This window comes from Pseudomonas sp. Pseusp10 (assembly GCF_059492225.1).
Genome location: NZ_CP168528.1, coordinates 5307589 through 5324371 on the forward strand (window position 1 = coordinate 5307589; position 16783 = coordinate 5324371).

General features: G+C 60.5%; 12 protein-coding genes. 3 read left to right on the forward strand and 9 right to left on the reverse strand.

Annotation, left to right across the window (positions count from 1 at the left end):
• Positions 1 to 46: 46 nt before the first annotated feature.
• The 6 genes from ACEN8Z_RS24175 to ACEN8Z_RS24200 form a co-directional block, all read right to left on the reverse strand.
• Positions 47 to 2506, reverse strand: a complete 2460-nt coding sequence (locus ACEN8Z_RS24175; RefSeq protein WP_495595909.1) for an EAL domain-containing protein — start codon at positions 2504 to 2506, stop codon at positions 47 to 49.
• Positions 2507 to 2694: 188 nt separating this feature from the next.
• Complete coding sequence (locus tag ACEN8Z_RS24180) at positions 2695 to 4512, reverse strand: ABC transporter ATP-binding protein (protein ID WP_495595910.1); 1818 nt, start codon at positions 4510 to 4512, stop codon at positions 2695 to 2697.
• Entirely contained in the window at positions 4505 to 5140 is a 636-nt protein-coding gene (locus tag ACEN8Z_RS24185; RefSeq protein WP_116263279.1) for a DsbA family protein, read from the reverse strand. Before ACEN8Z_RS24185 ends, ACEN8Z_RS24180 begins: the two co-directional genes overlap by 8 nt.
• 3 nt (positions 5141 to 5143) lie before the next feature.
• On the reverse strand, positions 5144 to 6085 hold the full coding sequence (gene trhO, locus ACEN8Z_RS24190) for an oxygen-dependent tRNA uridine(34) hydroxylase TrhO (RefSeq protein WP_495595911.1): 942 nt from the start codon (positions 6083 to 6085) through the stop codon (positions 5144 to 5146).
• Between the two features lie 102 nt (positions 6086 to 6187).
• Entirely contained in the window at positions 6188 to 6487 is a 300-nt protein-coding gene (locus tag ACEN8Z_RS24195; RefSeq protein WP_007973667.1) for a BolA family protein, read from the reverse strand.
• Positions 6488 to 6499: 12 nt separating this feature from the next.
• Positions 6500 to 7024: a DUF2059 domain-containing protein gene (locus tag ACEN8Z_RS24200; protein ID WP_007997268.1), complete on the reverse strand. Its 525-nt coding sequence runs from the start codon at positions 7022 to 7024 to the stop codon at positions 6500 to 6502.
• 191 nt (positions 7025 to 7215) lie between these two features.
• On the opposite strand from ACEN8Z_RS24200, the gene ACEN8Z_RS24205 reads away from it, so the two are divergent.
• The gene (locus ACEN8Z_RS24205; protein ID WP_495595912.1) at positions 7216 to 8610 is read left to right on the forward strand and encodes a class II fumarate hydratase; all 1395 of its coding nucleotides are present in this window, start codon (positions 7216 to 7218) and stop codon (positions 8608 to 8610) included.
• Positions 8611 to 8720: 110 nt separating this feature from the next.
• Here the strand turns inward: ACEN8Z_RS24205 and ACEN8Z_RS24210 are convergent, their stop codons facing one another.
• The 3 genes from ACEN8Z_RS24210 to pap form a co-directional block, all read right to left on the reverse strand.
• Positions 8721 to 9680 (reverse strand): DMT family transporter, encoded by a 960-nt coding sequence (locus ACEN8Z_RS24210; protein ID WP_495595913.1) that lies wholly within the window; start codon positions 9678 to 9680, stop codon positions 8721 to 8723.
• A 232-nt stretch (positions 9681 to 9912) separates the two neighbouring features.
• Positions 9913 to 11097 (reverse strand): thiolase family protein, encoded by a 1185-nt coding sequence (locus ACEN8Z_RS24215; RefSeq protein ID WP_495595914.1) that lies wholly within the window; start codon positions 11095 to 11097, stop codon positions 9913 to 9915.
• A 114-nt stretch (positions 11098 to 11211) separates the two neighbouring features.
• The gene (pap, locus tag ACEN8Z_RS24220) at positions 11212 to 12723 is read right to left on the reverse strand and encodes a polyphosphate:AMP phosphotransferase (RefSeq protein ID WP_495595915.1); all 1512 of its coding nucleotides are present in this window, start codon (positions 12721 to 12723) and stop codon (positions 11212 to 11214) included.
• A gap of 136 nt (positions 12724 to 12859) precedes the next feature.
• On the opposite strand from pap, the gene mnmC reads away from it, so the two are divergent.
• Both mnmC and ACEN8Z_RS24230 read left to right on the forward strand, forming a co-directional pair.
• Positions 12860 to 14839, forward strand: coding sequence for a bifunctional tRNA (5-methylaminomethyl-2-thiouridine)(34)-methyltransferase MnmC2/FAD-dependent 5-carboxymethylaminomethyl-2-thiouridine(34) oxidoreductase MnmC1 (gene mnmC / locus ACEN8Z_RS24225; protein ID WP_495595916.1), 1980 nt, complete (start codon positions 12860 to 12862; stop codon positions 14837 to 14839).
• A 170-nt stretch (positions 14840 to 15009) separates the two neighbouring features.
• A complete protein-coding gene (locus ACEN8Z_RS24230; protein WP_495595917.1) occupies positions 15010 to 16782 on the forward strand; it encodes an N-acetylglutaminylglutamine amidotransferase in 1773 nt (590 codons plus the stop codon).
• Position 16783: the final 1 nt, after the last annotated feature.

A 16783-nucleotide genomic window follows, 5' to 3' on the forward strand; every position in this document is an offset into this window, starting at 1 on the left:
CACTGTCGAGCTCCTTTTGATTGTGATTGTAAGACCGACAGGAGTTTCAACGGAACGTGCCAGGCGCCTTGAACAACAGCGGCTGGAGCCTGGCAGGACGACTTAGCAGACTATCGCTGGTAAACAGATGCGGGCGTTCAATCACATACCCTTGAGCATAATCCACCCCGATTTCCAGCAATGCCTGCTCGATCTGGGGCGTTTCGACAAACTCGGCAATCGTGCGCTTACCCATCACATGGCCGATGTGATTGATCACTTCGACCATGGCGCGGTTAATCGGGTCGTCCAGCATATCCTTTACGAAACTCCCGTCGATCTTCAGGAAGTCTACAGGCAAATGTTTCAGGTACGCGAATGAGGACATTCCGGCACAAAAGTCATCCAGTGAAAAATAGCATCCTAAGCCTTTGAGTTCATTAATGAATCGAATGGCGCTGCCAAGATTTGAAATAGCACTGGTTTCAGTAATTTCAAAACAAATCATTTCAGGCGGAATCGAATACGTCACAAACTGTTCGCGCAAAAAGTCCAGGAACGCTTCATCCCCGATCGTCGCGCCTGACAGATTGATCGCACACATGGCCAGCGGCCCGTGTCCTTGCTCGGCCCGGCATTGGGCAATGATCTTGAACACGTTCTGCACAACCCAACGATCAAGCGAGCTCATCAGACCATAGCGTTCAGCTGCCGGAATGAAGCTGTCGGGCAAGATCATCCGCCCGGCTTCATCATGCAATCGCAGCAGAATTTCAATGTGCCCGCCGCCCTGCTCGACATGGCCCAAGGGGGCAATTTCCTGGGAGTACAGGCAGAAGCGGTCCTCCTCCAGCGCCATGTGCAAACGCTGCACCCAGGCCATTTCGCCAAAGCGCAGGGACAATTCCGAGTCATCCGGATGATAGACCTGGACCCGGTTCCGGCCTTTTTCCTTGGCCATGTAGCACGCCATGTCGGCAGCACGCAGCGAGGTTTCGAGCGTCGTCGGATTCTGCGCAACGTGGACCAGCCCGATACTGACAGTGGTCACGAAAGGCCGACCCTTCCAGACAAAGTGCAGATTCTGCACGGTCTGACGCAGGCTCTCGGCAATTTTCTCCGCCGCTTCCGGTGCGCAGTTTTCCAACAGAATGCCGAACTCGTCGCCACCAAGTCGCGCCAGGGTATCGCCTTCGCGCAGCCCGGATTGCAACAGCGCACAGATATGCCGCAACAGCTCATCGCCCGCCGCGTGGCCGCAGGTATCGTTGACCAGTTTGAACTGATCCAGATCGAGGAACATCAGGGCATGGCGACCCGAGTAGCGGGTCAGGTTGTGCAGCGCCTGTTCCAGGCGATATTCGAATTCGCGGCGGTTGGCAAGGCCGGTCAAGGCGTCGTGGGTCGCCTGCCACGACAGATTGGCAATGTATTGCCGCTCCTGGGTCATGTCATGCAGCACCAGCACCGTCCCGCTGACTTTACCGGCATTGCGGATTGGCGCGCCCACCAGCGTGACCGACACCGTGCTGCCGTCCAGGCGTTGAATCAGCTTGGAGTGCTTACTGCCGCCACTGAGTTGGCCGCTGAGAATATGCTCGATCAGGGTGAGACCATCGGTCTGGGCATCTTCGTCCAGCAAGTTGAACAGCGCCGCCAGCGGCAACCCCGTCGCCTGCTCGGCCTTCCAGTGGGTCAACGCCTCGGCCGCCGGATTCATGTAGGCGATCGCACCGGAAACATCCGTGGTGATCACGCCGTCGCCAATCGATTGCAGGGTGATCTGCGCCCGTTCTTTCTCCAACTGCAGCGCATCGGCGAAGGCATGGCGCTGCTTGAGCAGTTTATGGGTGCGCATCAAGGCCAATGCAATCAAGCCCAGGGCGGTGGCGAGGTTGGTCACCAGCAACAGTCGCAGGATCATCCGCGAGCCTTCGCCCAAGGCATCGCTGAAGGCCTTCGCCGCCGGTGTCACACTTTCGTTGATGACGAATATCTGATCCTTCCAGTACTTGATATCGGCATCGGTGGCCTGCCTGGTGGTGATGCGCTGATGCATCTCCCGCGCAATGGTATCGAGTTGCACCAGATACGCGTCCCCCACCCTCCAAAGGTCGATGGCTTTCTGGTGGTAACTGAAGTGCCGGAAATTCAGGTACAGCCAGATCACACTGGTGATGTCATCCGGATGGTTGCCACCCTTGAGGATCGCCACACGTGCCGCCTCGATATTCGGCGGTTGATGATCCAGCGCCACACGCAACTCATGCCCGCCCTGAGGCACGGAAATGGCGTTCTGGTATTTATGAAAAATCGCTTCGTCGCCGCTGTCGGCGTAGAGGTTGAGGTAATAGATGGCGTCTTTCTGGCCCTTGGACCACAGGCTTTCGCCGGCAACATAGCCGCGAACCGCCGACAGCACGTAAAGGCTAACGCCGCCCAACAGGGCTTGAAACACCACAACTGCGATAAATGGCCAGACGATGCCCAACAGCCGTGGCGTTCCGAGAGTCCGCGTTTGATTCATGAGGTCCCTTGCATTAGCACCGCTTGCTCGTCTTCCGGACGAAATCGCTGTAGCTAGACTAGGTTGCGATTCCGATCCCGGCAAGCGACAAGCTATGCCCGGAGGGAGTATCGCGGCCGCTAAACCTGGTCGCGACGATGTTTTTTTATAGTATTGAAGTAGCGTCCTGCAACCTTGATCTCATCTCGCTACAACCGTTGCAGATGACCGTAAAGCTTGGCGTACAGCCCACCGTCGGCAATCAGTTGCTGATGATCGCCATCCTCTGCGATCTGCCCGCCGTCGAACACCAGCACACGATCGGCCTGTTTTACCGCCGAAAGACGGTGGGCAATGATCAACGTGGTGCGGTTGCTCAGAAACCGCGCCAGTGCCTGGTGCAGGTTGTATTCGGTGGCGGCATCTAGCGCCGAGGTGGCCTCGTCCAGAATCACCACCTTGGGCTCGGCCAGTACCATCCGGGCGATGGCCAGGCGTTGACGCTGCCCGCCGGACAAACGCACGCCTGAGCGCCCGACGATGCTGTCCAGGCCATTGGGCAAGTCCCGGACCGTGCCGTGCAATTGGGCGATTTCCAATGCCTGCCAGCAGGCCTCGTCACTGCGTTCGCGGCCCATGGTCAGGTTGGCCCGGATGGTGTCGTTGAACAGCGCCGGATGTTGCAGGACCACGGCGACATTTTCCCGCACGGTTTCCAGACCGATCTCTTGCTGGCTCGAACCGCCGAAGCGAATGGTGCCGGCCAACGGCGTATACAAGCCCAGCAGCAGTTGCACCAGCGTGCTCTTGCCGCCGCCACTGGCACCGACGATCGCGACCTTTTCGCCGGGGGCGATGGACAGGTTCATCTGGTTCAAGACCAGTTCATCACCATAACCGAAGCTCAACCCTTGCACTTCCAGCCCGACCGTCTCGCGACCGTAGAACGGATCGACTCCGCCCGGGTATTCGGGCTCATCGGCGCGGGACAGCAGTTCGTTGATCCGCGACAGCGCACCGCCGGCAGCGTAGTAGGCATATTGCAGGTTCAGCAGTTGCTCCACCGGACCGATCATGAACCACAGGTAGCTGAATACCGCGAGCATCTGGCCGATTGAAAGGTCGGAAAACAGCACGGTGAGCATCGCCGCGGCCCGGAAAATATCGATGCCGAACTGGAACAGCAAACCGCTGGCACGGTTCGACGCATCGGTTTTCCATTGCGAATTCACCGCGTAGTCACGCACGTCCCGGGCGCGTTGCCCCAGGCGACCGAGGAAAAACCCCTGGCGGTTGCCGGCGCGAACTTCCTGGATGGCATCCAGGGTTTCGGTCAGCGCCTGGGTAAAGCGCGAGGTGCTGTCGTTCTCGAGCTTCTTCAGGTGCTTGACCCGCTTGCCCAACTGCACCGTGGCGTAGATCACCAGCGGGTTGAACAGCAGGATCAGCAAGGCCAGTTTCCAGTGCATCCACATCAGAATGCCGGCAGTACCGACCAGGGTCAGCATGGCCACGAGGAAACGGCTGAGTGTTTCGCCGACGAATTTGTCCAGTGTGTCCAGGTCAGTCACAAGGTGCGTGGTTACGGTGCCGCTGCCCAGGCTTTCATATTCGCCCAGCGAAATGCGTTTGAGCCGTTCGATCAGGCGTATGCGAATGCGGTAAACGATGTCCTTGGCCAACCCGGCGAACAATTTCGCCTGCACCACGTTGAACAGCAACGCCGTACACCTCAGGGTCAAGGTCACCAGCAGCATCAGGCCGATATAGCCCGCAGCTTTTTGCCAGCCATCGGGCAGCGCGTGGTTCATGATCTTCAGCGCGGCGTCACCGTGCCCCAGCAACACCTCGTCCACCAGCAATGGCAGGAGCAAGGGAATCGGCACGCTGCACAAGGTCGCCAGCACGGCCACGCCGTTGGCGATCCACAGGGATTTCTTGTGATGCAGGGCCAGGCGACGGATTTCCGCCCAGCTCAGACGGTCAACACGTTTAGCGGTAGCGACGTCATCGGGCAGATCATGCACAGGCAGCGCGCTCCAGCCAGCGGCCGAGCAGCGGGGACAGCACACTCAGAGGCTGGTAGCCGTTGGTCAGCAAGGCCAATTGACCGTTACGCTCAGCCAGCAGAGTAGGAAAACCGGCGATGCCCAGGTCCTGGACCCAGGTGAAATCGGCGGCGGTGGCTGCGTGCATATCGGCCCGGTCGAAAGCGCCGGCGAACTCGATACGTGGCAATCCGGCTTGTTCCGCCAACTCCACCAGCACACTGGCCTGTGTGACATCGCGACCTTCGGCATAAAACGCGTGCTGAATCAGCCCGAGCAGTTTCCACGCGCAATCCGGTGCCAGGCTGCGCGCCGTCACCAATGCCCGACAGGCAGGTTCGGTGTCGTAGACAAAGCCTTCGGGCAACGCGCCTTCGAGCTTGAATGGCTGGCCTGTAGCCTCGGTGACCGCCTGCCAATGCTCGAAGATGTAACGCCGGGTGGTCGGTTCAAGTGCCGCACCGCTACCGGTGCGCAAGCCGCCCACAATCAAGTGCACATCCACGCCTGCGGCTTGCGCCTGCTCGACCAGTGCGTTGGCCACCGGGGCAAACCCCCAGCACCAGGAACACATCGGGTCCATCACATAGAGCAGGCGCGCAGACATGGTTCAGGCCTCGGAGGATACTTGCTTGTAGTTGTAGCCGATCGGGTGAGGCTGGTTACGAGCCTTGGCCAGTTCGATCTGCTTCTGCCGGTCGATGGCGCTGCGACGGGTCTTCTCGCTCAGCTTATCCCAGCAATGCGGGCAACTGATGCCAGCCACGTAATGCTCGGACGCGCGGTCTTCGATGCTGACCGGTGTGCGGCAGGCATGACATTGATCGTAGTCGCCTTCGCTCAGGTCATGGCGCACGGTCACGCGGTTGTCGAACACAAAGCAGTCGCCCTGCCACTTGGTTTCTTCCTGCGGCACCTCTTCAAGGTACTTCAGGATGCCGCCCTTGAGGTGATAGACCTCATCGAAACCTTCGCTGAGCATGTAGCTCGACGCCTTCTCGCAGCGAATGCCGCCGGTGCAGAACATCGCGACCTTCTTGTGCACGGCTGGGTCGAAGTTGGCTTTGATATAGTCTGGAAATTCGCGAAAACTGGTGGTTTTCGGGTCAATGGCGCCTTCGAAGGTGCCAATCGAGACTTCGTAATCGTTACGGGTGTCGATCAACAGCACTTGCGGGTCGCTGATCAGCGCGTTCCAGTCCTGTGGATCGACGTAGGTGCCGACCTTTTTGTTCGGGTCCACGCCTTCCACACCGAGGGTGACGATTTCTTTCTTGAGTTTTACTTTGGTGCGGTAGAACGGCTGCTCATCGCAGTACGACTCTTTATGGTCGATGTCGTCCATGCGTGGGTCGTTCTTGAGCCAGGCCATCAGCCCGTCGATGCCTTCGCGGCTGCCGGACACGGTGCCGTTGATGCCTTCTTCGGCAATCAGCAGCGTGCCTTTGATGCCATTGTCGACCATCGCTTGCAGCAGGGGCTCGCGCAGGGCGACGTAATCTTCCAGGGTGACGAACTTATACAGTGCCGCCACGACAATCTGTTGTGTCATGGGTAAATCTCCAGGTGGCTACCCTCGTAAGGGGTGAACCGGATGCGAAAAAAAACGCGCCGGGTGAGCGGCGCGTTGCGGATTCTAGCAAAAAACCGGTGTTTAGTGCTTGCTGCCGCCGGCACAGGTCGGCGAGGCCGGGGCCGCGTCGATCTGTGCCCATTCCTCGGGCGTGTAGGTATGCAGCGCCAACGCATGAAACTCGCCCATCAGCTCGCCGAGCGTGCCGTAGACCTTTTGGTGACGCTTGACCCGATTCAGGCCATCGAACTGCGCGCTGACCACCACCGCCTTGAAGTGGGTCTGCAATCCCCGGCTGTGCATATGGCTCTCATCCAGCACTTGCAGGTGCTCGGGCTGGAGCAGGGCCAGCGTCGATTCGATGCGTTGTTGCATGGTCATACCGGACTCCGCTTAAGGCTTTTTCTTGGCTGGAGCAGCCGCGTCTTTCGGCGTCAGCTCGGCCGTCATGTCGGCCAGCAGCTTGTTGACCACCGGCACCGCGCTTTCCAGCTTGGCCTGGGTCATCTGGGCCGATTGCTGGGTCAGCTGGGGCATTTTTTCCAGGACTTTCTTGCCCAGTGGCGACTGGTAGAACGCAACCAGGTCCTTGAGCTCGGATTCGGTGAAGTTGGTGGTGTAGAGCTTGACCATGTCCGGTTTCAGCTTGTTCCAGCCAATGGCCTGGTCCAGAGCGGCGTTGGCCTTGGCCTGGTAGGTTTCCAGCACGGCTTTTTTCGACTCTGGGGCTTTGGTCTGTTCGAAACGTTGGGCGAACATCTGCTGTACTTGCATGTACACCGGGGTGCCCAGTTTGTCAGCGTGCGCCATGGTCAGGAAAGCCTCGGCACTGGCGTTATGGCTGGCGGTGTCGGCAAGAACCTGGCCGCTGGCGCAGACCAAAGCAACGGCGGTACAGATGGCACGAAGACGAGTCATCGAGTTTCCTTTTCTAGCTGGCGAGGTAAGACCCCAAGGGCGTCCATTCTGCGCCTAAAAAAGTCTGTCACTCAACCCCAAGCCTTGTCGCGCCTGATTTAGAGGGGTTGAATGGTCAAATACAGACTGATGGAACCACGGCCGTCGATCTCGGCCTAAACTGCGCAATCGGACCTACAGGAGTGAGCAAGATGAGCCGTATCGAAACCGACAGCCTCGGCGAGGTTGAAGTCCCGGATGAAGCCTACTGGGGCGCTCAGACGCAACGCTCGCTGATCAACTTCGCCATTGGCAACGAACGCATGCCGCTGGCCGTGTTGCATGCCCTGGCGCTGATCAAGAAAGCCGCGGCACGGGTCAATGATCGAAATGGCGACGTGCCCGCCGATATCGCCCGCTTGATCGAGCAGGCGGCCGACGAAGTGCTCGCCGGCGACCACGACGACCAGTTTCCGCTGGTGGTCTGGCAAACCGGCAGCGGCACCCAGAGCAACATGAACGTCAACGAAGTGATCGCCGGTCGCGCCAACGAGCTGGCCGGCAACCCCCGTGGCGGCAAGTCCCCGGTGCACCCCAACGATCACGTCAATCGTTCCCAGAGTTCCAACGACTGTTTTCCCACCGCCATGCATATCGCGGCCGCCCAGGCGGTGCAGCAGCACCTGCTGCCGGCGATCAGCGAACTGTCCGGCGGCCTGGCCGAGCTGGCTGCTCGCCATATGAAACTGGTCAAGACCGGCCGAACCCACATGATGGATGCGACACCGATCAGCTTCGGCCAGGAAATCTCGGCCTTCATCGCGCAACTCGATTACGCCGAGCGGGCGATCCGCAGCGCATTTCCCGCGGTCTGTGAGCTGGCCCAAGGTGGGACGGCCGTCGGCACAGGGCTGAATTCACCTCACGGGTTCGGTGAGGCCATCGCCGCAGAATTGGCCGCCCTCTCCGGTTTGCCGTTTATCACCGCGCCGAACAAGTTCGCCGCACTGGCCGGCCATGAGCCGCTGACCACGCTGTCCGGTGCGCTGAAAACCCTCGCCGTGACGCTGATGAAAATCGCCAATGATCTGCGCCTGCTGGGTTCCGGTCCGCGCGCCGGCTTCGCCGAAGTCAAGCTGCCGGCCAATGAACCAGGCAGTTCGATCATGCCGGGCAAGGTCAACCCGACCCAGTGCGAAGCGTTGTCGATGCTGGCCTGCCAGGTGTTGGGCAACGACGTCGCCATCGGCTTTGCGGCCAGTCAGGGCCACTTGCAGCTGAACGTGTTCAAACCGGTGATCATCCATAACCTGCTGCAATCGATCCGCTTGCTGGGCGATGGCTGCAGCAACTTCCAGCAGCACTGCGTGGCGGGTCTGGAGCCGGATGCGGAAAAAATGGCTGAACACCTGGAACGAGGTCTGATGCTGGTGACGGCGCTCAACCCGCACATTGGCTATGACAAATCGGCGGAGATCGCCAAGAAGGCCTACAGCGAAGGACTGACCTTGCGCGAGGCGGCGTTGCAGTTGGGGTATCTGACCGATGAGGAGTTCGATGCCTGGGTAAGGCCGGAGAACATGCTGGAGGCCGGGGCCAAGGGCTGAACTCTGTAGCGCCTGAAAGTCCGTCTTCGCGGGCAAGCCCGCTCCCACATTTGACCGTGTTCGCAGTTCAATGTGGGAGCGGGCTTGCTCGCGAAGAACGATAACGCGGATTAACCTGCCGCAATCCGCATCCGCCGCGCCCGCAACCCGGCAATCAACGAAGGCCCCAACGCCACCAGCGCCGACCCCAGCACCACCAGCACCGCGCCGCCATAACCCAAACCATTGATCGTCTCGGCATGCACATAGTCGGGCCACAGCCACGCTGCCATGGCAACTGCGGCAAAGGTCACCAGCGGCGTGATGGCCAGCGTCGCGCTGACCCGGGAGGCTTCCCAATGGGCCAGGGCCTCGGCAAACGCGCCATAGGCAATCAGGGTGTTGAGGCAGCATGCCAGCAGCAACCAACCCTGCAACGGGTTCAATTGCAGTACTTCAAGCGGATGCACCCACGGCGTCAACAGCAGCGCGCAAAACAGGTAGATCACCATCATCACCTGCAGCGAATTCCACACCGTCAGCAATTGCTTCTGCCCCAGGGCATAGAAGGTCCAGACCGTGGACGCCAGCAGCACCAGCAGCACCCCGGCGGTGTAGTCGGTCAGCGAGGTGAGCAATTCACTCAGGCGCTGGTTGAAAAACAGCGCAAAACCGATCAGCAGCACCAGCAGCCCGATCCCCTGCCCCAGGCTGAAACGCTCCTTGAACACGAACAGGCTGGCGATCAGCAGCATGATCGGCCCCATTTGCACCACCAGTTGCGCCGTGCCAGGGCTGAGCAGGTTCAGGCCCATCAAATACAACACATAGTTACCGACCAGGCCGAGCACCGCCATCAGCACCAGCCAGCCACCGCGCGGACCGAGCACCTTGCGGCTGGGCAGACGCCTGGTGGCCGCAAGGTAAATGAACAGGCAGCCGCCGGACACCATCAGGCGATACCAGGTCACCGTCACCGGGTCCATCACCAGCAACACCTGCTTGAGCTTGATCGGCAGGATTCCCCACAACAACGCGGTCAGCAAGGCCAGGAACAGACCGTAAACCCAGCGACCCGATGAAATGTGCATGTGAACCCCAACGCCAACTGACAGGAGTCGTCATTCTAGGCGCAGAGCGGTGACGCACACAGGGACAGTTACGGTCTGGCCGCGAATGAAACTGTGCGGGTCGCAATGTGAAAGACTGCGGCGCCTGCATTCGCGAGCAAGCTCGCTCCCACATTTGACCGCGTACACCGTTCAATGTGGGAGCGGGCTTGCTCGCGAAAGCTAAATGGCAGTCAACACAAAGTGCGGAGACCTAGCGCACCGCCTCAAACAACCCCGTAGCCCCCATTCCGCCCCCCACGCACATGGTGACGATGCCGTAACGCAGATTGCGTCGCTGCAATTCACGAACGAGATGCCCGACCTGGCGCGAGCCGGTCATGCCGAACGGGTGGCCGATGGAAATCGAGCCGCCGTTGACGTTGTACCGGGCATTGTTGATTTCCAGGCGGTTGCGGCTGTACAGGCACTGCGAGGCAAACGCTTCGTTGAGTTCCCACAGGTCGATATCGTCAATCCGCAAGCCTTTGGCCTTGAGCAGTTTCGGTACCGAAAACACCGGGCCGATGCCCATCTCGTCCGGCGCACAACCGGCCACGGTAAAACCGCGGAAGAACGCTTTCGGCTTGAGCCCCAGTTCCAGCGCTTTTTCCAGGCTCATCACCAGGGTCATGGACGCGCCGTCAGACAGCTGCGACGAATTGCCCGCCGTGACCGAGCCATCTTCGGCGAACACCGGTTTCAACCCGGCCAGACTTTCCAGGGTGGTGTCCGGGCGGTTGCAGTCATCGCGGTCGACGATGCCATCGAGGATCTGTGCCTGACCTGTGGCCTTGTCTTCGACACGGTACTTCACCGCCATCGGCACGATTTCATCATTGAACAACCCGGCGGCCTGAGCCTCGGCGGTGCGCTGCTGGCTTTGCAGCGCATACAGGTCCTGCTCTTCGCGGCTGACGCTGTACCGACGCGCGACGATTTCAGCGGTCTGGCCCATCGGGAAGTAGATGCCCGGCACCTGTTCCTTGAGCAGCGGGTTGATCAGGTTGTCGGTATTGACACTCTTCATGGTCAGGCTGATGGACTCGACCCCGCCGGCGACGATGATGTCGCTGCAACCCGAAGCGATCTGGTTGGCGGCGATGGCGATCGCCTGCAAGCCCGAGGAACAGAAGCGGTTGAGGGTCATGCCGGCCGTGCCAGTGCCCAGGCGCGAGAGCACCGCGACGTTGCGCCCGATATTGAAACCCTGGGCGCCTTCATTGGAGCCGGCACCGACGATGCAGTCCTCGACGCTCGCCGGATCAATACCGCTGCGCGCCAACAGTGCATCGACACAGTGTGCCGCCATGTCGTCCGGGCGGGTCATGTTGAATTTACCGCGAAAGGATTTGGCCAGGCCGGTCCGTACGCTGTCGACGATCACCACTTCACGCATGGCATACCTCATTGTTGTTATCGGTTGAGAGTGGACCGAGCATAAGTCCAGCCCTTCACCAACCGCGACAATCATTCACCTCGCGTATGCGTAACCATCGCTTCAATCCTTGTCCTAACGCTTCTTGCGCTCATGCCGGTCGGATTTTTCGAAAGCCTCCTCGAGTGCCCAGTTGATAGTGCGCAAGACTTTGACCCGTGCCCAGCGCTTGTCGTTGGCCTCCACCAGGGTCCATGGCGCGATCTCGGTGCTGGTACGGTCGACCATGTCGCCGACTGCCGCGCGATAGTCATCCCACTTTTCACGGTTGCGCCAGTCATCCTCAGTGATCTTGAAGCGTTTGAAGGGAGTCTGCTCGCGCTCCTGGAAGCGCTCCAGTTGCGTCTGTTTGTCGATGGACAGCCAGAACTTGACCACGATCACGCAGGCGTCAGTAACCTGTTCCTCGAAATCGTTGATCTCGCTGTAGGCACGCAGCCAGTCCGCCGGGCTGCAAAAACCTTCGATGCGCTCCACCAACACCCGGCCATACCAGGAGCGGTCGAACACGGTGAACTTGCCCCGGGCCGGAAGATGACGCCAGAAGCGCCACAAATACGGTTGCGCCCGTTCTTCTTCGGTGGGCGCGGCAATCGGCACGATGCTGTACTGACGTGGATCAAGCGCTGCCGCTACCCGGCGGATCGCCCCGCCCTTGCCGGCCGCGTCGTTGCCCTCGAATACCGCCACCAGTGCGTGCCGGCGCATGCGTTTGTCACGCATCAACCCGGAAAACCGCGCCTGCTCGGTGATCAGCTGCTCCTCGTAATCTTCTTTGTCCAGGTGCAGGGTCAGGTCCAGGCTGTCGAGCAGGTTCACTTGATCGACACTGGGGAATACGGGCGCCGCGCTGACCTTTTCCGGATGGATCGTCGGCCGCGTCAATGCGTCGTGCAGGCCCGCCAGCAGAATCCGCCCCACGGCCAGGTTGCGATAATGTGCATCCGCCCCGGCGATTACATGCCAGGGTGCATAGTCGCGACTGGTGCGGCGCAAGACCCGTTCGCCGTACTTCACGAAGCGGTCGTAGGTTTGCGACTGCTGCCAGTCCAGCGGGCTTATGCGCCAGCTGTGCAGCGGATCGTCGGCCAATGCCTTGAGGCGTGCCTTCATTTGCTTCTTGGAGAGGTGGAACCAGAACTTGAAGATCAGCGCACCTTCATCGCAGAGCATTTTTTCCAGGCGCTCGGCCCCGTTGATCGCCTGGTCGAGCCGTGGGTCCTTGAACTCGCCATGGACCCGTCCCTGCAGCATCTGGCTGTACCAGTTGCCGAAGAAAATCCCCATGCGGCCCTTGGCCGGAAGCATCCGCCAGTAACGCCAGGCCGGCGGCCGCGCCAACTCTTCGTCGGTTTGCTGATCGAACGTGCGCACTTCGATCAAGCGCGGGTCCATCCACTCGTTGAGTACCTTGATCGTCTCGCCCTTGCCGGCACCTTCGATGCCGTTGATCAAAATGATCACCGGAAAGCGGCGTTGCTGCTGCAATTCGAATTGCGCTTCGAGCAACGCTTCGCGCAGGGCCGGTACTTCGGCGTCATAGGTGTCTTTGTCGATGGCGTGATCGATTTCGGCAGATTCAAACATGAGCGGCTCCCTTCCAGATGTGAGCAAGACTAGCGGATTGAGCTGAAGGTCAGCAGAGATTTTCCCTAACGCCACAAAGAGCTTGACCATGCCGTCGATCGGCTAGAATGGCGACCTTGCCGTAGCCGAGCCTGCCATGAAACCTGTACTGCCCCACGCCCAACTCGACTGGGACGACCAAGGTCGTCCGTACTCGCGAGTGTTCGACGATGTGTACTTCTCCGATAAGTCGGGGCTGGATGAAACCCGCTATGTGTTCATCGAACAGAACCGTCTGGCCGAACGCTTTGCCGCCTTGCCCGAGGGCGGGCGGCTGGTCATCGGTGAAACGGGGTTTGGCACCGGGCTGAATTTTCTGTGTGCCTGGCAGGTGTTCGAGCAACACGCGGCGGCCGGTGCACGGCTGCATTTTGTCAGCGTCGAGAAGTACCCTTTGAGCCCGGCCGACTTGCAACGGGCCCTGGCGCTGTGGCCGGAACTCAAGGCGTTTGCCGATCAATTGCTGGCGCAGTACGTGGCGATCCATCAGGGTTTTCAGCGCCTGACGCTGGACCACGGCCGCGTCACCCTGACCTTGCTGATCGGCGACGCGCTGGAACAACTGCCGCAACTCGACGCCCGGATCGACGCCTGGTTCCTCGACGGTTTCGCTCCGGCGAAAAACCCCGACATGTGGACCGCCGAACTGTTTGCCGAACTCGCACGCCTGACCGCCCCCGGTGCTTCCATCAGCACCTTCACCAGCACCGGGTGGGTACGGCGCCTGCTCAACGCCGCCGGCTTCAAGATGAAACGCACCCCCGGCATCGGCCACAAATGGGAAATCCTGCGCGGCGAGTTCCTCGGCTGGCCCCGGGAAACGCCTGCCCCGGCCCTGGATAAACCCTGGTTTGCCCGCCCGGCACCGCTGACCGGCGAGCGTCAGGCACTGGTGATCGGCGCCGGGTTGGCGGGTTGTGCCAGCGCCGCCAGCCTTGCCGCGCGGGGCTGGCAAGTGACGCTGCTGGAACGCCACGACACCATAGCCCAGGAAGCCTCGGGCAACCCGCAGGGCGTGCTGTACCTGAAGTTATCGGCGCATGGCACGGCGCTGTCGCAAATGATCGTCAGCGGATTCGGCTACACCCGACGACTGCTCGAACACTTGCAACGGGGCCGCGACTGGGACGATTGCGGCGTGTTGCAACTGGCCTTCAACGCCAAGGAAGCCGAACGCCAATTGCAATTGGCGGCAGCGTTTGCGCCGGACTTGTTGCACCTGCTGGATCAACCCGAGGCACAGGCCGTGGCCGGTATCGGGCTGGCACACGGCGGCCTGTTCTATCCGGAAGGCGGCTGGGTCCACCCACCGGCGTTGTGCCAGTGGCAGGCTGCACATCCACAGATTCAATTGCTCACCCATCACGATGCGCTGCAACTGCGCAAGGTTGCGGGCCAGTGGCAGGCCTGGGACGGCGAACGCTTGCTCGCCAGCGCGCCGGTGGTGGTACTTGCCGGTGCTGCTGAAATCCAGCGTTTCCCCGAGAGCGCCGGGTTACCGCTCAAACGCATTCGCGGGCAAATCACGCGCCTGGCGCAAACCCCGCAAAGCCAGGCCCTGAGCACTGTAGTGTGTGCCGAAGGCTATGTCGCCCCCGCCCGTTTGGGCGAACACACCCTCGGGGCCAGTTTCGATTTCAAGAGCGATGACCTGACACCGACCACGGCAGAACACCTGGGCAACCTGGCCATGCTCGAAGAGATTTCCCACGATCTGGTCGAGCGTTTACGGGCCGATAAACTTGCTCCCGAAAGCCTCCAGGGTCGCGCTGCATTTCGTTGCACCAGCCCCGACTACTTGCCGATCGTCGGCCCCTTGGCCGACACCCGGGCGTTCACTCAGGCTTATGCAGCGCTGGGCAAGGATGCCCGGCAGGTGCCGGACGTCGAATGCCCATGGCTTGACGGCTTGTACATCAACAGCGGTCACGGCTCGCGCGGCCTGATCACAGCACCATTGTCCGGGGAACTGCTGGCAGCCTGGCTGGACAACGAACCCCTTCCGCTGCCCAGAAGCGTGGCAGAAGCCTGTCATCCCAATCGGTTTGCCTTGCGGCGATTGATCCGGGGCAAGTAGTCGATACAGCAGCCGAAGTCGCCCTCACGGGGGGGATTCGGCCGTGGTCTGTCGGCATATAACCCATCGATCTAAAACTCCCCTTACCGAGGAGGGTCACTTTCTGAGTACCTGCCGTTTTGGCGTGGTATCGAATGACCCTCCCCAACGGAAAAACCGGTAAGGAACTTATGTGCGGATTAGCTGGCGAGTTACGTTTTGATCATCAACCTGCAGACCTTGCAGCCATTGAACGAATCACCCATCACCTGACCCCTCGCGGCCCCGACGCCTGGGGTTTTCATAGCCAGGGACCGATTGCCCTGGGCCACCGGCGCCTGAAAATCATGGACCTGTCGGACGGCTCGGCGCAGCCGATGATCGACCCTCAATTGGGCTTGTCCCTGGCCTTCAACGGGGCGATCTACAACTTTCCGGAACTGCGCGCCGAGCTTGAAGGCCTGGGTTACGCCTTCTACTCCGGTGGCGACACCGAAGTGCTGCTCAAGGGCTATCACGCCTGGGGCGAAGCGCTTTTGCCGAAACTCAACGGCATGTTTGCCTTTGCCATCTGGGAGCGCGATGCCCAACGGCTGTTCATCGCCCGCGACCGTCTCGGCGTGAAACCGTTGTACCTGTCGCGCACCGACCAGCGCTTGCGCTTTGCCTCCGCGCTGCCGGCCTTGCTCAAGGGCGGCGACATCAATCCGCTCCTCGATCCCGTGGCACTCAATCACTACCTGAATTTCCACGCTGTGGTCCCGGCACCGCGCACCTTGCTGACGGGTATTGAAAAACTGCCGCCCGCCACCTGGATGCGCATCGAAGCCGATGGCCGCACCGAGCAGAAAACCTGGTGGACCCTGCCCTACGGCCCTCACGCCGATGAGATGAATCTGACCCTCGAAGACTGGCGCGACCGTGTGCTCGACAGCACCCGCGAAGCGGTCGCCATCCGCCAACGGGCGGCAGTGGATGTCGGCGTGCTGTTGTCCGGTGGCGTCGACTCGAGTTTGCTGGTGGGCTTGTTGCGAGAAGTCGGCGTGGAAAATCTGTCGACTTTCTCCATCGGGTTTCAGGATGCCGGTGGCGAGCGCGGTGACGAGTTCCAGTACTCCGACCTGATCGCCCAACACTACGGCACACAGCATCACCAGTTGCGCATCGATGAAAAAGAGATCATCGAACAACTGCCTGCCGCGTTCAGGGCCATGAGCGAGCCGATGGTCAGCCATGACTGCATTGCCTTCTACCTGTTGTCCCGGGAAGTGGCCAAACACTGCAAGGTGGTGCAAAGCGGCCAGGGTGCCGACGAACTGTTTGCCGGCTACCACTGGTATCCGCAAGTGGACGGTGCGAGCGATCCGTATGCCGCGTACCGCGAAGCATTTTTCGACCGCAGCTACGACGACTACGCCGCCACCGTGCAACCGAAATGGCTGACCGCCAATGACGCCGCCGGTGACTTCGTCAAAGCCCATTTCGCAAAGCCCGGTGCCGATGCGGCGGTGGACAAGGCCTTGCGTCTGGACAGCACGGTGATGCTGGTGGACGACCCGGTCAAACGCGTCGACAACATGACCATGGCCTGGGGCCTGGAAGCGCGCACGCCGTTTCTCGACTACCGCCTGGTGGAGCTGTCGGCACGGATTCCGGGGCATTTCAAACTGCCGGACGGCGGCAAGCAAGTCTTGAAAGAAGCCGCACGACAAGTGATTCCCAGTGAAGTGATCGACCGCAAGAAAGGTTATTTCCCGGTGCCGGGCCTCAAGCATTTGCAGGGCGATACGCTGGACTGGGTGCGCGAGTTACTGCTCGATCCCAGCCAGGATCGCGGCCTGTTCAAGCCTGCGATGCTCGACCGTCTGCTGACTGATCCACAGGGGCAACTGACGCCGTTGCGCGGTTCGAAGCTGTGGCAACTGGCGGCCCTCAACCTGTGGCTCAGCGAACAAGGAATCTGAC